This is a genomic window from Collimonas rhizosphaerae (assembly GCF_038896935.1).
In the GTDB taxonomy this organism is placed as follows: domain Bacteria; phylum Pseudomonadota; class Gammaproteobacteria; order Burkholderiales; family Burkholderiaceae_D; genus Collimonas; species Collimonas rhizosphaerae.
In genome coordinates this window covers 231,051-249,734 of the sequence record NZ_JBANDC010000008.1, presented here as the reverse complement: position 1 = coordinate 249,734, position 18,684 = coordinate 231,051, and the positions used below count along the sequence as shown (strand labels likewise).

Genomic DNA, 18,684 nt, shown 5'->3' with positions numbered 1-18,684 from the left:
TTAAAAAGGATTTTACATGATAAATATTTCGTGTGTTGAGTTTTTTATCGAATTACGTGCGACCATTCGCAACTCATTTATCCTGGACACCACGTGTCGGCCAAAATCGGTTAGATCTTTGCACTTTAATTACCGTAGTCTTCATCCTTGGATAACCGTATGTTGTGTGGAACACTCGGACCGTAATGACCGGTCCTGCTGTTTCCCACATGCATGACTAATTTCGGGCTTTTCTTTTCTCCTGTCAATGCGACCTTATTGACCTCAGCCTGCATCCTGACGTAACCCCTGAGCATTTTTTCTCTGTACATGTACCAACCTTTTCGGCCTGGCACCTGAGCCATAACCTCCCCATATGCCGGCGTTTTTAACTTCCGGATAGTCTCGTTGTACTTTTGCTGCACCAGTGATTGGCGTCCTTCACGTTTGCTAACTACACGTGAAAATGAAGCGTACATTTCGTCTAACGGCCGAAGTAGCTCGTCGCCGTCAGCCGTCGACCACACCACATCTTCGAATTCATCGCTACGGTGTAAAACCGCTTTTTCATAGGGACGTTTTAACTCGACATTCGTTTGACGAATAGCCGCGTTCAACCCCGCATAAAAATGATCCCATGTCACCATCGTGCATGGTTCCTCATCCGTAAACACTTGCCACAATATTTGCTGCATGATCAGGTGAATATAGTAGGGAAATCCATCACTGATCAGGGCAATGCGCCAATTCACATCATTATCAACATCAAGGCCGAACGCCGCCGCCGCTTCTGTGACAATTTCTCTTCGCGCATCCCATCCAAGCCTGGGGAGTTCTATCGTAGCAATCTGACGGTGCGCCGAGGCATGAGCGCCCAGCAATTCCTCGCAAGACTGCCCAACCCCGGTGATTAGAAATTTGATGTTAATAGACTGATCACCAAGCTGTTTTAAGAGCGAGGCAAAACGGCTACGCTCTTTTGAGTCTGGGATCGCGTCAAATTCATCCAGTACGACTGTCGGCTTCCGGGAATGTTTTTCCGCGACTTGCTTTAATAATTCGGCCGCATCCCCCACAGTTTTTATCTGGGAAGCGAGGTCGAGGCCACTAACTTCGTCACCGGTTGACCATTTCAGCCCCCGCCATTCCATCGATACGGAATTTTGTGCCTTAACAGATTCATATTTTCTGCGCTTTAGAGCCTGAAGCGCGATATTCGCAATGATCGAAGTAAATGTTTCGTCCACGGCGCCGCCAACAGAGATTGGTTCAGCATCAGAGGTTTGATATTGTGCCGCGGCCGTTGCGGCGAGCGAGCTTTTTCCAACTCCCCGGTCACCGAAAATAAATACGTGGCGACCGGCCGAGAAAAGCGTGCGCTTGATTTCGACAAGAAAATCGTCCCGGCCTTTGAGATGCTCAATGCTTTTAATAGGCGTGGCCGGGTTAATAACAGTTGCTAATTTCTCACCAAACTCATCTTCTGTGTAGTTATCTATTGTCATTTTCGAAGCACCAATGAGACGCAGTGAAAAAACGGATTGTCGCCAACAAGATAGTTTCTAGTCGACAATCAAATGAAGCTGCCCGTAGAAAGAACAATGAATCTTGATCAAGCGTATGTAGCTTTGAGCGCATAGCAACATCACAATTGTACTGTATATAAATACAGCTTTATTTAATTTCGTCAAAAAATAGGCTAATAAGTTTGTCGCATTAAAAAACCGTTCATAAATCCACAGCCAAGTTTTGTTGCGAATATTTCGTTTGTTTCGTATAATTTGTTTACAATGATTTTGACGTAATCATTTGCTGTGGCAGAAATTTGAGTATCAAATTTCTGCCACAGCGAATGACACTTACAACGCTGCAAAGTTGTAAGCATTGAAGCCCTGGAGAAAATGACATGTCAAACGACCTTGATCTAGATATGGTCTTGGACAATAAAGAAGATGTGGAGCTTGCAAAAGCCGCACAGCGCTGCATCGTTAGCGCACTGGATCATTCTAAAGCGATCAATATCGCGATAATTGAAGATGGCGTCGAGCGGCATGATGGATCGCCTCTACTGCGCTTGCCCCCTAAGGTTTTGCGACTTATTGCCGACCTGCTTGGCTCATTAGCGCAAGGTAAGGCTGTCGCCATAATGCCGAAGGAGCTTGACGTTACGACGCAAGAAGCTGCCATGTTCCTGAACGTCTCCCGTCCTTTTCTCGTACGACTGTTGGAGGATGGCAAGATTCGATATCACAAGGTCGGAACACATAGAAGAATACGCTTTGAGGATGTAGTCGAGTACAAGGAAAACAGGCGGAAAATCTCACAAGATGCTCTGCAGAAGCTAACTGACCAAGCTCAAGAGCTGGATATGGGCTATTGATTAATGGCTGGATCTTATAGCTATACCGTCATTCTCGACGCCTGTGTTTTGTATCCAGCGCCGTTGCGAGATTTACTGTTGAGCCTTGCTGAGGCCGACGTATTTCGCGGGCGCTGGACATCGACAATTCATGACGAATGGACCAGAAATGTATTGGCTAATCGTCCGGATCTAAAACCTGACACCCTGAATCGCACTGTCGCGCTAATGAATGAGGCCGTCGATGACTGTTTGGTAGAAAATTACGAATATCTTATCGATTCCCTGTCGCTGCCAGACAAAGATGACCGACATGTTCTTGCCGCAGCTATTGTTGGGCATGCCGATGCGATAGTTACTTTCAATCTCAAAGATTTTCCTAGTGAGATTGCAAACGCACACGGCCTAGAAATATTGCATCCGGACGATTTTCTAGTTGCACAATATGGTTTGGCTCCGGTAAAAATGCTCAAGATCGTCAAAACGCTCCGTGAACGACTCAAGAATCCCCAACGAACGGCACAAGAGCTAATTGCTACGTACCTATCCCAAGGCTTGCCACAAACTTGTAAATTGCTGGAAGACGCAGTTGGGTTAATCTGACCGGCAGAATTACCCAAGTCTCTTAGCTAAGTCTTCGGCGCGTAAATGCGTATATCGCTTCAACATTTCAAGCGTCTTATGCCCTGTAATCGCGGCCACTTCCATAACATTTAACCCTTTTTCGAACAGGCGGCTTGTTGCTTCGTGGCGAAGATCGTGAAATCGCAAGTTTGCAATATTAGCTCGATGCGATTCACATGCCCGTTCAAACGCCTGACTCATAGATTCTGCTTGTAAGCTAAATACCTTGCCGCTGATCTGATGCGGCAGATTTTCTAATGCCTGAACTGCTGCGGTTGAAAGCGGAACAGTTCGAGGAACGTCAGATTTTGTTTTAGGTAGATAGGCAATCCGCTTTTTGAGATCAATATTTTCCCATTCAAGTGATGCCAACTCACCCCGGCGCATAGCTGTCTCAACAGCTAACGTGACGACCGTTCGAAGTTCTACCGATTCCGACACATCAAGAATTTTGTCGACCTCGGCCGGCGTTACCCGTCGATCACGGCCACGTGGTTTAATCGGCTTTCGGACTTGGGCTGTCGGCAGCCCGCCAGGCAACGCAATTCCCCAATCCATCGTCGCTGTTTTCAGAACGCGATTAAGCAGGTTAATTTCATGAATTACTGACTGCGGCCCGACTATTTTTAATCGCTTGTCGCGGAATTTAGCGATTTGTGTTGAGGTTAGGCTAGCGAGCTTGTAGTCGCCGAATGTTTCCTGCAATGTTTTGATACGTGACTTATCGGATTTTTCGCCACGCTTGGTGGGAAGCACTTCCGTTTCATAACGCTCCAAAACCTCCTTCACCAGTGTCGCTTCTGCCTCCGTGCGTGAGACAAAAACACCTCGTTCCATTTCCGACTCGATAATCGTTGCCCATCGCTCAGCATCGGCTCGGATGGAAAATGTCTTGGTTTGAGTTGGGTACCCGCGTTTACGGATCTGAACGTGCCACTGACGTTCACCCTTTTTGCGAATCGTCGCCATAAATTTGAAATAGGTGATTGCTAATTGCCACTAGTGTGCCAAATTTGTGCCAATAAATGCAATAAATCTTTGAAAGCCTTATAAAATATAACTATATTTTGGGCCTCCGAAGCCAAGGGTCGCTGGTTCGATTCCAGCCAGCCGCACCAATAAAATCAACAACTTACGATAACTCTCGTCAGCGCTTGATTACCTGAAAAATTTTCCCGGTCAGGCCAGCGACGACCAAAGATGTTGTGCCGCATAGGCACGCCATGGCCGCCAGGCTTCTGCTCGCGCGGTCAGTTCCTTTACGTTCGGCCGGACGCCCTCATGCAGCGCAACCGCATTCATCAACGCGACATCCGCCGCCGGAAACGCATCGGTCTCGCGCAGATGGCGGAGCGCCATGTAGTGCGCGGTCCAATCGCCTATGCCCGGCAGCGCGCGCAATTTCAGCACGGCTTCCTCCAGGCTGGCGCGTGTCTCCAGCAGCTGCGGGTCGGCCACCAGCGCTGCCGCTATCGCGGACATGGTTGCCGCGCGCGCTTTCGGCATGCCCAGCGGAGCCAGGTCGGCGGCCGCCACGCGCGCTGCTTGCGGAAATACGTGGGTCAATCCGGGCCGGTCCGGGCTGGGATCGCTGAGCGTTTCGCCGTGCTGCGCCACCAGCTTGCCCGCCAGCCTGATGGCGCCGGCCACGGTGATCTGCTGGCCCAGCACCGCGCGCATCGCCTGTTCGAAACCGTCCCAGCAGCCTGGTACGCGCAGGCCCGGCCGGGCGGCGGTCAGCCTGGCCATCAAGGGATCGGCCGACAGTTGCCGGCTGATGATTTCCGGATCGGCCGCCAGGTCGAACATCCTGCGCAGACGAGCGATGATGGCGGATAACGACGACAGTTGGGGAAAACGGATGGTGGCTTGCAGGGCATGGCCTTCGCCGGGCCGGACGGCAATCGTCCCATGCACGCCGTCGAGGCAGATGCTGCGGTAGTAACAGCCGTCGGCCACCAGTTCCACGCCGGCGATGGCACGCGCGCTCAGGAATGCCAGCATGGCCGGCCAGTCGTAGGGCGGACGATAGCGCAGCAGCAGCGTTACCCCGGCCTGCGCCGATTGCTCTGGCCGGCTGCCATGGCGCAATGCGCTTGGCGGGCGCTGGAACAGCTCAAGGAACACTTCGTTGAAACGGCGGATGCTGCCAAAGCCTGCAGCGAAAGCGATTTCGGTGATCGGCATGCGGGTTTCGTGGATCAGCTGCTTGGCCAGCAGCACCCTGCGCGTCTGCGCCACGGCTACCGGCGACGCTCCCAGGTGCTGGGCAAACAGGCGGCGCAATTGCCGCTCGCCGACGCCAAGGCGTTCGACCAGCGCAGCCATCCCGTTGTCATCCAGCGCTCCCATTTCGATCAGCGCCAATGCGCGCGTCACGGTATTGGATACGCCGCTGTTGGCAACCCCGCGCCAGGCGCCGGAATCGGGCGCCGCTTCCGGGCGGCAGCGCAGGCAAGGACGAAAACCCGCTTCCTGCGCGGCGGCGGCAGTGGGAAAGAACAGCACGTTTTCTGATTTGGCGGTACGCGCGGGGCAAATCGGGCGGCAGTAGATGCCGGTGGTTTTGACGCCGATGAAAAATCGTCCGTCAAAGCGCGCGTCGCGGCTGGCCAGCGCCCGGTAGCAGGTGTCGTGATCGAGTTCCATCGGACCATGATCGCGCCAATATTTATCAGTGTCTAGCGGTTTTCGGACATGGACATGATGCGGAAGAGTCGGTTTGCTGCGCCCTGAAAGCACACAGGGCGCGGGTTCACTTGCCGTTCAATGCTGACCACAATCGCGGCCCGCCGTCGCCGTAGCGATCATCGAAGCGCTGCAGCACGGCTTCGCGCACTGAATCCGACAAGCTCGGATATTTGTCGCCCTGCTCGATGGCGGCATATTCTTCGCCGGCCTTCGCACGATCCGAGGGAATATGGAATTTAACGATGAAATCCTGTTCCCACTGCTCCGTAACCTTGAGGACTAATGCTGCGCGCGCAGCGGGGTTGAGGACACTGAACTCGCCGACGCCAGCCGTAATGTGCTGCACGGTTTCTGTCAGCCCTTCCTCCGTCGGCGGGGCCTTGGTGAACTCTTTAACGGCATGTGAACTACTCGTCTTACTCATGTCACTCTCCTCAGGTTAAGTGATGCGATGGTGGACGGCCCGCTTGCGGCAGGCAAATGCTGCAAAATGATTAGGATGGATCTCCGCTTTTAATCAAGTTGCGTCGTTCAGGGCGCGGTGAAAAAACGTTCTTGCATTTCTTCCAGCCCCAGGGTGTGCAGTACTTCTTGCAGGCGCTCGGTCGGCCGCTTGCGCGGCAGGTCTTTGTAGCTGGCAATGATCAGTTCATTTTTCATGGAGTGCTCCCAGCCGACCAGTTCCGTGACGCTGACTTGATAACCATGTGCTTCCAGCTGCAGGCAGCGCAGCACGTTGGTGACCTGGCTGCCGAATTCGCGCGTATGCAGCGGATGGCGCCAGATTTCGGTCAGCGCTTCTTTCGCCAGCGATTTACCCTTGTTCTTCTTCAGTACGGAAGCCACTTCCGCCTGGCAGCAAGGCACCAGCACCATGAAACGCGCTTGTTTCTTCAAACCAAATTCGATCGCATCATCAGTCGCGGTATTGCATGCATGCAAGGCTGTGACGACATCGATGCGGCCAGGCAGCAAAGCCGATCCTATCGATTCCGCCACCGACAAATTGAGGAAGGACATGCCCGGAAACTCCAGGCGCTGCGCCAGTTCCTGCGATTTCTTCACCAGTTCTTCACGGGTTTCGATACCGAAAATGTGCGAGTCGTCGGTCAGCGTCTTGAAAAACAGGTCATACAGGATAAATCCCAGGTACGACTTGCCGGCGCCATGGTCGACCAGCTGCACCCCGCCCTGTTCTTGCTGGATCTCCTGCAGCAGCGGCTCAATGAATTGATATAAATGATATACCTGCTTGAGCTTGCGGCGGCTGTCCTGGTTCAATTTGCCGTCGCGCGTCAGGATATGTAACTCTTTGAGCAACTCTATCGACTGGCCGGGGCGGATTTCGTGCTTGGACGCTTGCGGGTTGAGGGAATTGGATTCTTGCTTGATACCGTTCATGGAACTTGCTTTCTGTCGGCCAGGCTTGCCGGCTATTCCACCAAGTATAACGGCTTCGACCGCATGAGGTCTCCAATGCGCCGCGATCCGTCCAAAAAAAACCGTCAGGGCGGCTGCTCTATCTTGCCCATCGTGCAGGAATACCTGCCCAGTTCGATGTCGTTGCGCAGGCCCATTTTTCTCATCGCCGACGCTTTTTGCAAACCCACGGTCTTGACGCTCTTGTTAAGCCGGTCGGCGATTTCCCGCAGGCTGTTGCCGACCACGTACATCTTCAGCACTTCCGTTTCGCGCCTGGTCGGCAGCCTGCCGTTAGGACCTTTTTTCAGCATCCGCAGCGCTGACTTGGCGATATACGGCGCCGCGGGCGAACCTTCCTGCATGGCGCGGCCGAGCTCGCCGATCTCGTCGCTTTTGTGCACCAGCCCTTTCACGCCGCAATGGACGATCTGGTACAGCACCGCCGGTATGTCGATCATCGTCAGCACGATCAGCTCCAGGGACGGGTAATCGTGCTTCAGCTGGCAGAACAACGCGCAGCCGCAGCCGATGCGATTCATCGGCAATGAAAATTCCGTGACCAGCAGGTCGCATGGCGTATCTCGCAATCGCTCCGACAGTTCTGCCGTCGAGGAGACTGCCGCCACTACGGTAAAGCCCGGCATTTGCTCGATATATTGGCGTGTCCCGGAAATGATGGCCGGCTGGTCGTCGGCCAGGATGATCCTGATCATGAAATTGTCTCTCCACGGCTGGTGAATGATGTCTACCTTGGCGTCCGCCTTGGTGTCCTCTTTATAGGTTTCTACTTATCGTTATTGAATAGGAAGTATCAGGTTTACATATTATTAAATATATAAGTAAATTTCGTAATTTCGTAGTCTAATAAACAAGGTAACAATGGAATAACTAAAATCGATCTCGCTGCAAACCGCGCTGGCGCGTTTTGAGATTCTTCCGGGCCGGCTCCGATCCTGTCTGTTATTTTCTGTGGAGTAATCATTGTGAAGATTGTTCTGGCGGACGATCACCCCGTATTTACCGCAGGGGTGCGCAATTACCTCAACCATGTGCCGGATTGCCGCGTCGTGGCCAGCGTGACCAGTTCGGATGCGCTGGTCAGATGCCTGGAATCGACGCCTTGCGACCTGGTCATCACCGAATTTTCGATGCCGATGGTGCGCGTCAGCGACGGTTTGCACCTGCTGTCCTATATCAGGCGCCATCATCCGCAAACCTGGCTGGTGGTGCTGACCATGAATGCGTTTCCGCTGGTGCTGTACCAGATCGTCAATAGCGGCGCGAACGGCTTGTTGCACAAAAGCGATGAAATCCCCGAACTCGGCAAGACCATCCGCCACCTGGGCAACGGCTCGCCTTATGTAGGGCCGTCTTTCCAGGCCTTGTTGCAGAACGGTATCAACGGCCAGGCCAAAAGCCGCATTCCGAGCCCGCGCGAAACTGAAGTGCTGCGCCTGTATGTGGCGGGCAACAGCTTGCGCGATATTGCCCAGCGCCTGAGCAAGAGCGTGAAAACGGTCAGCTTGCAAAAAGCGTCGGCGATGAAGAAACTGGGCCTGGACAGCGACATCGCACTGGGCCGCTACTGCGCCGCGGTGAGCGGCGATATCGTCCAGCCGCCGGGGTGCGGCGACTGGTTTCAGACGGATAACGAGGACAGCGATGAGGGTGAAGGAAGCTGACGCGGTTCAGGGCTGCAGCCTGAGGTCAAAAATCTGCGTCATCGCCACCCATTTTTCTCCGGCAGGGGTCCACGGGGTGGCGGCCTGGAATTCCCACATCAGGGTTTCCCATTGCTGCACCTTGGGATTGCTGCGCGCGGCTTCGGCCATGCGCTCCGGGCTGTAAACCGCGTCGTCGGTTTCCATCAGCATCACCAGGCGCGTGCCAAGGCGATAGATTTCCATGCCGAGCACGCCATGCAGCCGCAGATGGACCGCGATCTCGGGCCAGATGTGGCGGTGCAACTCCTCATAGCGGCCGATCAGGCCAGGATCGTCCTTCAGGTCCAGCGCCAGGCAGTAACGCATATTGTCGAAGCTCGCTAACTAGATAGAGTGTAGGGTGGCTGCGCGGGGGGCGCAGGTCAGTTGGACCAGCCGCCGTCGATCACATGGATCGCGCCGGTGGTAAACGCCGATTCATCCGAAGCCAGGTACAGCGCCAGCGCGGCGATTTCTTCGGCCTTGCCCACCCGTCCCATCGGCTGGCGGGCGACAAACGCGGCTTCGATCTGTGCGATATCGACGTCTTGCTGGCGCGCCTGTTCGGCAATCCGCTGCCGCAGCGACGGCGACTCGACCGTGCCGGGACAAATCGCATTGCAGCGGATGCCCTTGGCGACAAAATCCGCCGCAACCGCCTTGGTCAGGCCGATTACTGCCGCCTTGGTGGCGCCGTAGACGAAACGGTTGGGCACGCCTTTGACGCTGGAGGCCGCCGACGCCATGTTGATGATGGAGCCGCCGCCCTTGGCCAGCATGCCAGGCAGCAGCGCGCGGATCAGGCGGTACATGGAAGAGACGTTGAGATCCCATGAGAAATCCCAATCCTGTTCGCTGCAATCAAGGATGCTGCCGTGATGGACAAAACCGGCGCAATTGAACAGCACGTCAAAACTTTGCTCCGCTTGCGCCAGCGCCGTCACCGCGGCGGCGTCGGTGACATCGAGCTGCACCGTCCGCAGCGGATGGCCGGCGGCGCTTGCGGCACTGGCGGTTTCCGCCAAAGAACCGGGGTTGATATCGGCCGCCAGCACCTGCGCTCCTTCGCGTGCAAACATCAGGGCGCTGGCGCGGCCGATGCCCTGCCCGGCCGCAGTCACCAAAATGCGTTTTCCTTGCAATCTCATACGGCTGCCTCCGATTTTCTGGATTTACTCGGGTTAATATTTTATACTGAAAAGGTTCATTGGCTGGACCAATACTAGCACAGCGGAAATTCAGCGAGCAACCGGACCGGCAACCCGCTGCCGTCATTTATTGACGACCGGACGGGCGCCGACGCCATTTGCCTAGGTTCACAGCAATCGCGCCGTGGCACAATATGAAAAATCTCTTTCCTTACTGCCATGCCCATACAAGTTATACATAACCGCCGCCTGTACCAGCAAATCGCCGACCAGCTGCGCGACATGATCGACCGCGGCGAATACGGTCCCGGCGACAACCTGCCGCCCGAACGCGAACTGGCCAAGCAGTTCGGCGTCAGCCGCACTTCGGTGCGCGAAGCCCTGATCGCACTGGAAGTGATCGGCATCGTCAGTGTCCGCGTCGGCAATGGCGTGATGGTGTTGCCGCGCAATGAAGACGAAGCAGCGCGCAACAACGGCAACCAGGCGCCGGCCCTGCAGCAGGCAGCGCACCGTAGCGGCTGGGAAATCGATCCGGAGCTGGACCTGGAAATCAACCTGGGACTGGATGATGAAATCCCGCCGTTCAAGCTGCTGCAGGCGCGGCGCCTGGTGGAACCCGAGACGGCGGCGCTGGCCGCGGTCAACGCCAGCGATGAACAGCTGCGCAATATCGCCGAGGCGTATGCACGCAATGTCGAGGATAACCGCAGCGGCTCGCATACCCATCCCGGCGACCGCCTGTTCCATATCCGCATCGCCGAGGCCAGCGGCAACCCGGCTTACCTGCTGCTGGTCAGCCACTTGCTGGGACGCAAATACGGCATGATGTTCCAGCGCCTGCAAACGCTGTACAGCTCGAAAGACATGCCGAACCGTTCGGAACATGAACACCAGCTCATCCTGGAGGCGCTGCAGGCGCGCGATGCGGTGGCGGCGCGGCGCGCCATGCGGGCGCACATGGATTCCGTGGTGCGGATCTTTTCCCGCTCGGTGCCCGAGCAAAGACACTAGGGCCGGGTCAGATATCCACCGGATCCACTTCCAGCGACCATTTGGCGCGCGTCCTGATCTGCCGCAGCTGGGCCATCCAGTCCGTCAGGAAAGCCTGCAGGCCGGGGCGCGACGGGCACTCGATCAGCAATTGCGCGCGGTCGACGTTGGCGACCCGGGTCATGGTCATCGGAATCGGATCATGCATGGTGATGCCGCCGTGCTCGATGCAATTGGCCGCCTGCTGCAAGAACTCGATCGCGGTTTCCAGCTCCTTCGCCTCGGCCCTCAGCAACGCTTGATAAATATAAGGCGGCAAGCAGGCTTGCGCACGCTCCTCCAGCAGTGAAGTGGCGAAGCGATCGTAATCGTGGGCGATCACCGCCGCGTACAGGGGATGCTGTGGATAACGCGTCTGGATCAGCACCTCGCTGGCGCTGCCGCCCTCTTTCTGCGCCGCGCGGCCGGCGCGCCCCGCCACCTGCATCAGTTGCGCAAACAGGCGCTCGCTGGCGCGATAGTCGTGGGAAAACAGCGCCGTGTCGGGATTCAGGATGCCGACCAGGGTCAGGTTCTTGAAATCATGCCCCTTGGCGACCATCTGGGTGCCGATCAGGATATCCACTTCGCCCCGGTGCACGCTGTCGAAAGCAGCCTGCGCGCTGCCTTTGCGGCGCGTCGAGTCGGCATCGATGCGCAGCACCCGCGCTTCCGGGAACATCGCTTGCAGTCCCTCTTCCAGCCGTTGCGTGCCGCGCCCCAGCGGCTGCAGGTCGACATTGCCGCAGGTCGGACAGGATTTCGGGATCCTCAGCTCCAGGCTGCAATGATGGCAACGCAGGCGGTGCTCGGGTTTATGCAGCACCATGAAAGAGGTGCAGCGGGTACAGTTGCTGACCCAGCCGCAGGCGTCGCAGGCAATTACCGGGGCGTAGCCGCGCCGGTTCAGGAACAGCAGCGACTGTTCGCCGCGCTCCAGCCTTTGCTTGAGGGCGCTGACCAGGGTCGAGGTCAGTCCTTCGCTGGGTTTGTCGCGCTCCATGTCGATCCGGCGCACCAGCGGCAACACCGCATCCTTGACCGCGCGCTCGCGCAGTTCCAGCTTCCGGTAGCGTCCCGATTGCGTGTGGTGCCAGGTTTCCAGCGACGGCGTGGCCGAGCCCAGCACGATCGGGATCCCCAGCTGGTGGGCGCGCCACACGGCCAGGTCGCGCGCTGAATAACGCAAGCCCTCTTGCTGTTTGTAGGATGGATCGTGCTCTTCGTCGATGACGATCAGCTTCAGGTGCGGCAGGGAAGCCAGCACCGCCAGCCGGGTGCCGAGGATGATCCGCGCTTGCCCCAGGTGCGCCGCCAGCCAATGGCGCATGCGCTCGCCTTCCGCCAGGCCGCTGTGCAGGGTCGCCACCATCACGCCGGGGAAACGGGCGCGGATGTTCCCCTCCAGCTGCGGCGTCAAATTAATTTCCGGCACCAGGATCAGGATCTGCGACGGGTTGTCGGCGCCGCCTTCGTTGTGCGCCAGGATCTGCGCCGCGGCCTGCAGGTAGACTTCGGTCTTGCCGCTGCCGGTGACGCCGTACAGCAGCGTCGGCGCAAAACCGCTGGCGCCGGCAATCGCGTCGGCAGCCTGCTGCTGCGCCGGATTCAGCTGCGCCACGTCGATCGGCGTGGCGTCGTGCGCGGCGCCGCTTTGCTGCAACTTCTTCAAGCCGCGGTCCAGCGCCACGGTGGTCAGCGCACGCAGGTTTTTCGGCAGGCCGGGCAGCGCCACTTCGCCCAGCGGCCGCTGATAATAATCGGCGGCAAAACGGCACAAGGCCAGCCATTGGGGCGACAGCGGCGGCAGCTGGTGGCGCACCGCTTGCACGTTTTTCAATTTTTCGGCGGGAACGTCGCTCTCGGCGCTGGTGCCGACGATCATGCCGACCACTTCCCGCCGGCCGAACGAAAGCTGGACCAGCTGCCCGATTTGCGGCGTAGGCTCGCTGTCGTCGCTGGCCTGCCAGCGATAGTCGAAACTGCTATCCAAGGGAGTATCGAGGACGATTTGGAGAATGCTTTGTTTCACGAACTTAATGTAATTCCCGAGGAAATAAGCTAACTATCGGTTTCATAAGTGCTTTTAAAAATATCCACAAGATCTGTGGATAACTTTGTGGACAAGGTTGCGTAAACAACCTGAAAGCGCCTGTTTACGGCATGTTCAGGCTCTTGCCCAAACCAGTATCAATAAAAATACTATTTACAATCAAAGACTTAAATTGATCATTCCAGAAAGCAAAAAAATTTCCGTCCTTAAAAAAAATCCTTGCGGAAACAAAATTATGTGCATAACTAAATTCGAGACGCCCCAAAACAAAGCATAAAAAGGTAACAACCGGGAAATGGCAAGGTAACAATCCTGGCTACATTCAAATCCATCCCAATGCACCACCATGTCACTTTTTGAGGCAGCATCGCCTAGTTTCGCACCGGAAAAATTAGCCCGGTGTCAACTGAGGGAAATTGAGGGTAAACCCTAATTTCTAAGATTCCACTTAATGTAAAACATGAGGAAGTGCCCTAAGCATCGGTTTCATAAGCGCTTTTCAAATTATCCACAATGTCTGTGGATAACTTTGTGGGTAACCTGCTCTTGACAGGCTGCAGCCTCATATTTGATGCGGGTTTCAATAAATTGCCTAAACTAAAAGCAGAAAATAAACCATTTAAAATCAAACACTTACAAAACAGACTCAAGTGCAAAATAAAAAATATAGATATAAATAATTTCCGTGGTGCAGCAGATTTATTTTGTGCATAACTATCGCGCGCCAATCTCCGGATTGCTTACGAATGTGTTATGCGTGACGTTGCGTAACAGCGTGCTTCAGCAAGTAGCAGCCTTTGCCTGGCGCCGGCAAGCTTCTATCCGCGCAATTTACGGCTGATTTCGTGGACCGCTTCCACCATGACGGCAACCGATTCCGGCGGCGTGAATTGCGAAATGCCGTGACCCAGGTTGAATACATGGCCGCTGCCGGTTTGCGGTGCGCCATAGGAGTTCAGCAGGCGCTCGACTTCGCTGCGGATCTGTTCCGGATTGGCAAACAGCACTGCCGGATCGAGATTGCCCTGCAAGGCGACGCGCTGGCCGATACGGGCCCGCGCCTCGGCCAGGTTGACGGTCCAGTCGAGGCCGACGGCATCGGCGCCGATATCGGCAATCTGTTCCAGCCACAGGCCGCCGCCCTTGGTAAATACGATCGCCGGAATCGGCACGCCGTCCTTTTCGCGCTGCAGCTGGGACACCACCTGGCGCATGTAATTCAGCGAAAACTCCTGGTAAGCGCCATCCGCCAGCGCCCCGCCCCAGGAATCGAAAATCATCACGGCCTGGGCGCCGGCGTCGATTTGCGCATTCAGATAGGCCGCTACCGCCGCCGCATTGGTGCTCAGCACGTGGTGCATCAGGTCAGGGCGGTTGTACAGCATGGTCTTGACGGTATGGAATTCGCGCGAACCCTCGCCCTCGACCATGTAGCAAGCCAGGGTCCACGGGCTGCCGGCAAAACCGATCAGCGGCACCCGGCCGTTGAGTTCCGTGCGGATTTGCGTAACCGCCTTGAACACATAATCCAGCTTGCCCAAGTCAGGGCTTTGCAGCGCCATCACGTCCTTTTCATCGCGCAATGGGCGATAGAACTTAGGGCCTTCGCCGTCGGCGAAATACAGGCCCAGGCCCATGGCGTCCGGCACCGTGAGGATGTCGGAGAACAGGATCGCGGCGTCCAGCGGGAAACGGTCGAGCGGCTGCAGCGTGACTTCGGTAGCGTAGTCGGGATTGGTCGCCAGTCCCATGAAGGATCCGGCGCGGCTGCGGGTTTTACGGTACTCCGGCAGGTAGCGGCCAGCCTGGCGCATCAGCCACAGGGGCGTGTAGTCGGTTGGCTGGCGCAACAGCGCGCGCAGGAAAGTATCGTTCTTGAGCGGAGCGAATTGTGACATAAGAGGCAATCTGGATGCGTGTGATAACGCCTCATTATCTCACCCAAACCGGCGGCCGCGACAGCGGTTCCTCGCATGCCATGCATATGTCTGCGATTACCCCGGTTGCCGGTGCACCGCCACCATGTCATCCAGGAACGCTTGCAGCACTTCGCCGCGGCTCGATTGGCGGCGCACGACCATGTGCAAGGTGACCTCATAGGACAGCAGCGCCGGATTGAGCGCCGCCAGCAATCCTTGCTCTACCAAAGGCGCGGCGAAGTGCCGGGGCAGGAAACCGAGATGCTGTCCCGACAGGATCAGGACCGCGACCGCTTCCATGTTGTCGGCCAGCGCCGTCACGCGCGCCGGCGAAAATACGCCGCCCGGGCCGTCGGCCTCTGGCAGCGGATAGCTGCGCCAGACCCAGTCGTGCTGCGCCAATGCCGCGGTCGTCAGTTTTCCGGCCTGCTTGAACAACGGATGCGCGGCGGCGCAGTACGCCACCTGGTGTTCCGTATACAACGGCAGGTATTCCAGGCTCGGCAGACGATGCCAGAAATAGCCGATGCCAAGGTCGAGGCGGCTGTTGGTCACCTCTTCTTCCAGCTGGCCGGGAGCCAGCACCGCCAGCGACAGCATAACCGCCTCATCCCGCGCGCGAAAGCGGGCGATGGCCTGGCCCAGGCGCGCGTTGGCGCTCATGGCGGCGTGGCCGATCAAACCCAGGTGCAGCTGCCCGGCCAGCTTGCGGCCGATCTGGCGCGCATCGAGGCAAAAGTGGTCGATGTTTTCCAGCAGCCGGCGGCTGGACTGGGCGAACTGCTCGCCGCGCGGCGTCAGCCGGAATCCGGCCCGGCCGCGCTCGCACAAACGGAACCCGAGCCGGGTTTCCAGCGTCGCCAGCTGGGTGCTGATGGTGGACTGGCTGACGTTCAGGGCGGTCTGCGCGGCGGAAATGCCGCCGGCGTCAAGCACCGACAGGAATACACGGATAAGGCGCAGGTCGAGGTCGGATAGCTGATTGAGCATGCCAGGTCGGAAATAATGAAGTCAGGTCGATCATACATCTATCCTGATCAATGTAAATATTCGATTACACGCATTTTTATTAATGTTATTTGCGGCTAGAGTGGCTGGTATTCAATCCCCCCATCCCTTCCCGGAGACGACCATGTCGGAAACCCCTCTCTATCAACCGCTAGGCGGCAACGACATGCCGCGTTTCGGCGGCATCGCCACCATGATGCGTTTGCCGCACGTCGCCAGCAGTGCGGAACTGGACGCCTGTTTTGTCGGCGTACCGTTCGACCTCGGCACCTCGAACCGCTCCGGCACCCGCTTCGGCCCGCGCCAGATCCGTACCGAATCGGTGCTGCTGCGGCCTTACAACATGGCGACCCGCGCTGCGCCTTTCGATGCGCTGCGCATCGCCGACCTGGGCGACGTCGCGATCAATCCCTACAACCTGCTGGATTCGATCAGGCTGATCGAGACCGCCTACGACAGCATCGTCGCCTCCGGCTGCCGTCCGATCTCGCTGGGCGGCGACCACACCATTGCGCTGCCGATCCTGCGCGCGCTGCACCGCAAATACGGCAAGATCGGCCTGATCCACGTCGACGCCCATGCCGACGTCAACGACACCATGTTCGGGGAAAAGATCGCGCACGGCACGCCGTTCCGGCGCGCGGTGGAAGAAGGCTTGCTGGATTGCCGGCGCGTGGTGCAGATAGGCTTGCGCGGCACCGGCTACACCGCGGAAGATTTCGACTGGTGCCGCGACCAGGGTTTCAAGGTGGTGCAGGTGGAAGAATGCTGGAACAAATCGCTGGCGCCGCTGATGGAAGAAGTGCGGGCGCGCGTGGCGGGCGGCCCGGTCTACCTGAGTTTTGACATCGATGGCATCGACCCGGCCTATGCGCCCGGCACCGGCACCCCGGAAATCGCCGGCCTGACCGTGCCGCAGGCGCTGGAAATCATCCGCGGCGCCTGGGGCCTGGACATCGTCGGCGCCGACCTGGTCGAGGTGTCGCCGCCTTACGATCCGGTTGGCACCACTGCCCTGCTGGGCGCCAACCTGGCGTATGAAATGCTGTGCGTGCTGCCAGGCGTGCCGCGCCGCTAGCCGCGCTTATTCATCGTCGCGCCACGGAATGGTCCACTCTTCGCCGCGCACCGTCGTGATGTATTCCGGCCAGCGGTACTGGTGCGGCACCTTGAAATCCTTCGGCAGCAGCGGCGCCTGCCAGTTGCTGCCGCCGATGCCGCCGCCGGTGCGTTCCTTGAATTCATCGCCGGCGGCCTGCAACAGCACCGGGTTGCTGAACAGATCGACCAGGGTTGCCGCGATGGTCTTGGTGGCGGACTGGATCATCGGATCGATGGTGGCGGGAATTCCGCCGAGCGCGTTGGCTACCCAGTCCGGGTATACAAAGCCGCGCGGCGCCGCCAGCATCGGCCGCGCCACATACAGCCGTACGGTCGGGCAATGCCAGGTGTAGTCGGTGTAATCGTCCGAGGTCAGGTATTTTTGCCAGGCCGGCATCTGCTTGCGCAATTCGCGCTCGCAGTCTTCAGGGTCGATCAATTCTTCGGTGACCGCCAGGAACGGTTTTTCCATCGCTTCGTGACCGAGGTTGCGCTGGATTTCCTGCGCGATGCGAATCGCTTCGCCGTCCCACCTCGGCGGCCCGGCCAGCACCATGTTGTCGTAGGTGGCGCGCGCCATCACGTGGTTCGGCAAGCCGCCGCGCGATTTGCTGACCCAGGTTTTCTTCCATTCGCAGAAGGTTGCCTTGGCGGCAGCTTCGGCATTGTTGTCCATTACCTGGCTGATGATCTCGGCCTGTTCGACAGAGTCGGTGCGCAGCATGAAATTGATTTGCGACACATGCGGCGTCAGGTTATCGGCGGTGGCCTGGCCGGCGCACAGGATCGCTTCGTTGAAACTCCACAGGCCGGTGGCCGGCAGCATCGAGCGGCGCAGGCTCTCGTTGAGGTTGTAGAACAGCACCAGCGCATCGCTGGCGCCGGGAGCGCGCGCGGCCAGGTGGTTTTGCGGGATCGGGCTGAACTTGTCGGCGGCGATCCAGTTTTCCGGCGCGTCGCAGGTGAAGGTGTAGATATAGTTGTAGCCGACGCCGCAGTGGGCGTCCCAGACCGTGGTATTACAGAGCGGCAGCATGTAAGTCGGATGGAAACTCACCGCCGCGTCGAGCGTGTCGTAATAACCCTTGGCGGCGTGGATGGGTTTCGATGCGCGCAATTTTTCAGCCGGCTCGCCAAACACCTTGAGCGTGCCCTGGATGCCGGATTTCAGCATGGCGTCCCGCGCCGCCAGCGCGCCGCCGAGCGCGCTGATGCCCAGCGCCGAATGCGGATCGGTATGGCCCGGCGCGTATTTGGACAAACCCGCGCGCGGCTCCTTCCTGGTCGATGCCGCCTGGCAGTTGCCGGGCACCGCATCGTACTCGGCATAGGTGGCGATGGTGGGACCGGCGCCGTTCTTGAAAGTGGCGACAAACGCGGTCGGCATGCCGCCGCTGCCGGTTTCGACCTCGAACCCGTATTCGCGCAATTTGGCGACATACCAGGCGCTCGACTTGTATTCGCGGAAAGCCGGTTCGGCGTAGTGCCAGATGGTCTGGTGCCAGTCCGACAGCTGGCGGGCGTTGTCGTCCACCCAATCCAGCGCGTTTTGTTTTGCTTCGGTAATCATGCCCGTCTCCTGAGTAGTTGCATGGCTGCCGATGCATACTAATCACGATGTACGCCATGCCATAATTAACGGTCA

General features: G+C 57.6%; 18 protein-coding genes. 6 read left to right on the top strand and 12 right to left on the bottom strand.

Features of this window, described 5'->3' with window-relative positions; translation table 11 throughout:
- Positions 1-125: 125 nt before the first annotated feature.
- Entirely contained in the window at positions 126-1,484 is a 1,359-nt protein-coding gene (locus V8G57_RS13765; protein WP_342829877.1) for an AAA family ATPase, read from the bottom strand.
- A 401-nt stretch (positions 1,485-1,885) separates the two neighbouring features.
- On the opposite strand from V8G57_RS13765, the gene V8G57_RS13760 reads away from it, so the two are divergent.
- Both V8G57_RS13760 and V8G57_RS13755 read left to right on the top strand, forming a co-directional pair.
- Complete coding sequence (locus tag V8G57_RS13760) at positions 1,886-2,359, top strand: helix-turn-helix domain-containing protein (protein ID WP_342829875.1); 474 nt, start codon at positions 1,886-1,888, stop codon at positions 2,357-2,359.
- Positions 2,360-2,362: 3 nt separating this feature from the next.
- Complete coding sequence (locus V8G57_RS13755; protein WP_342829874.1) at positions 2,363-2,941, top strand: PIN domain-containing protein; 579 nt, start codon at positions 2,363-2,365, stop codon at positions 2,939-2,941.
- A gap of 9 nt (positions 2,942-2,950) precedes the next feature.
- On the opposite strand, the gene V8G57_RS13750 is transcribed toward V8G57_RS13755, so the two are convergent.
- The 5 genes from V8G57_RS13750 to V8G57_RS13730 form a co-directional block, all read right to left on the bottom strand.
- Positions 2,951-3,931: an integrase gene (locus V8G57_RS13750; RefSeq protein WP_342829873.1), complete on the bottom strand. Its 981-nt coding sequence runs from the start codon at positions 3,929-3,931 to the stop codon at positions 2,951-2,953.
- Positions 3,932-4,141: 210 nt separating this feature from the next.
- Complete coding sequence (locus V8G57_RS13745; protein WP_342829871.1) at positions 4,142-5,611, bottom strand: AlkA N-terminal domain-containing protein; 1,470 nt, start codon at positions 5,609-5,611, stop codon at positions 4,142-4,144.
- Between the two features lie 106 nt (positions 5,612-5,717).
- On the bottom strand, positions 5,718-6,077 hold the full coding sequence (locus V8G57_RS13740; protein ID WP_092395759.1) for a hypothetical protein: 360 nt from the start codon (positions 6,075-6,077) through the stop codon (positions 5,718-5,720).
- 107 nt (positions 6,078-6,184) lie between these two features.
- Complete coding sequence (locus V8G57_RS13735) at positions 6,185-7,054, bottom strand: class I SAM-dependent methyltransferase (RefSeq protein ID WP_342829869.1); 870 nt, start codon at positions 7,052-7,054, stop codon at positions 6,185-6,187.
- A 104-nt stretch (positions 7,055-7,158) separates the two neighbouring features.
- Positions 7,159-7,788, bottom strand: coding sequence for a response regulator (locus tag V8G57_RS13730; protein ID WP_342829867.1), 630 nt, complete (start codon positions 7,786-7,788; stop codon positions 7,159-7,161).
- A 270-nt stretch (positions 7,789-8,058) separates the two neighbouring features.
- Here V8G57_RS13730 and V8G57_RS13725 point away from each other — a divergent pair, with 270 nt between their 5' ends.
- The gene (locus V8G57_RS13725; RefSeq protein ID WP_092395765.1) at positions 8,059-8,757 is read left to right on the top strand and encodes a response regulator; all 699 of its coding nucleotides are present in this window, start codon (positions 8,059-8,061) and stop codon (positions 8,755-8,757) included.
- Between the two features lie 6 nt (positions 8,758-8,763).
- On the opposite strand, the gene V8G57_RS13720 is transcribed toward V8G57_RS13725, so the two are convergent.
- Positions 8,764-9,105 (bottom strand): L-rhamnose mutarotase, encoded by a 342-nt coding sequence (locus V8G57_RS13720; protein WP_342829866.1) that lies wholly within the window; start codon positions 9,103-9,105, stop codon positions 8,764-8,766.
- Between the two features lie 56 nt (positions 9,106-9,161).
- Positions 9,162-9,926: an SDR family oxidoreductase gene (locus tag V8G57_RS13715; RefSeq protein WP_342829865.1), complete on the bottom strand. Its 765-nt coding sequence runs from the start codon at positions 9,924-9,926 to the stop codon at positions 9,162-9,164.
- Positions 9,927-10,145: 219 nt separating this feature from the next.
- Here V8G57_RS13715 and V8G57_RS13710 point away from each other — a divergent pair, with 219 nt between their 5' ends.
- Positions 10,146-10,940 (top strand): FadR/GntR family transcriptional regulator, encoded by a 795-nt coding sequence (locus V8G57_RS13710; RefSeq protein WP_092395771.1) that lies wholly within the window; start codon positions 10,146-10,148, stop codon positions 10,938-10,940.
- Between the two features lie 7 nt (positions 10,941-10,947).
- Here the strand turns inward: V8G57_RS13710 and V8G57_RS13705 are convergent, their stop codons facing one another.
- Entirely contained in the window at positions 10,948-12,990 is a 2,043-nt protein-coding gene (locus V8G57_RS13705) for a primosomal protein N' (RefSeq protein WP_092395773.1), read from the bottom strand.
- Positions 12,991-13,542: 552 nt separating this feature from the next.
- Between V8G57_RS13705 and V8G57_RS13700 the strand changes: the two genes are divergently transcribed.
- Entirely contained in the window at positions 13,543-13,725 is a 183-nt protein-coding gene (locus V8G57_RS13700; protein ID WP_342829864.1) for a hypothetical protein, read from the top strand.
- Positions 13,726-13,829: 104 nt separating this feature from the next.
- Here the strand turns inward: V8G57_RS13700 and hemE are convergent, their stop codons facing one another.
- Positions 13,830-14,909: a uroporphyrinogen decarboxylase gene (hemE, locus tag V8G57_RS13695; protein ID WP_144742515.1), complete on the bottom strand. Its 1,080-nt coding sequence runs from the start codon at positions 14,907-14,909 to the stop codon at positions 13,830-13,832.
- 96 nt (positions 14,910-15,005) lie between these two features.
- Complete coding sequence (locus V8G57_RS13690) at positions 15,006-15,920, bottom strand: LysR family transcriptional regulator (protein ID WP_342829863.1); 915 nt, start codon at positions 15,918-15,920, stop codon at positions 15,006-15,008.
- Positions 15,921-16,062: 142 nt separating this feature from the next.
- On the opposite strand from V8G57_RS13690, the gene speB reads away from it, so the two are divergent.
- Entirely contained in the window at positions 16,063-17,016 is a 954-nt protein-coding gene (speB, locus tag V8G57_RS13685; RefSeq protein WP_144742517.1) for an agmatinase, read from the top strand.
- Between the two features lie 6 nt (positions 17,017-17,022).
- Here speB and V8G57_RS13680 read toward each other — a convergent pair whose 3' ends face one another.
- Positions 17,023-18,609: a zinc-binding metallopeptidase family protein gene (locus V8G57_RS13680; protein WP_342829862.1), complete on the bottom strand. Its 1,587-nt coding sequence runs from the start codon at positions 18,607-18,609 to the stop codon at positions 17,023-17,025.
- Between the last annotated feature and the right edge of the window lie 75 nt (positions 18,610-18,684).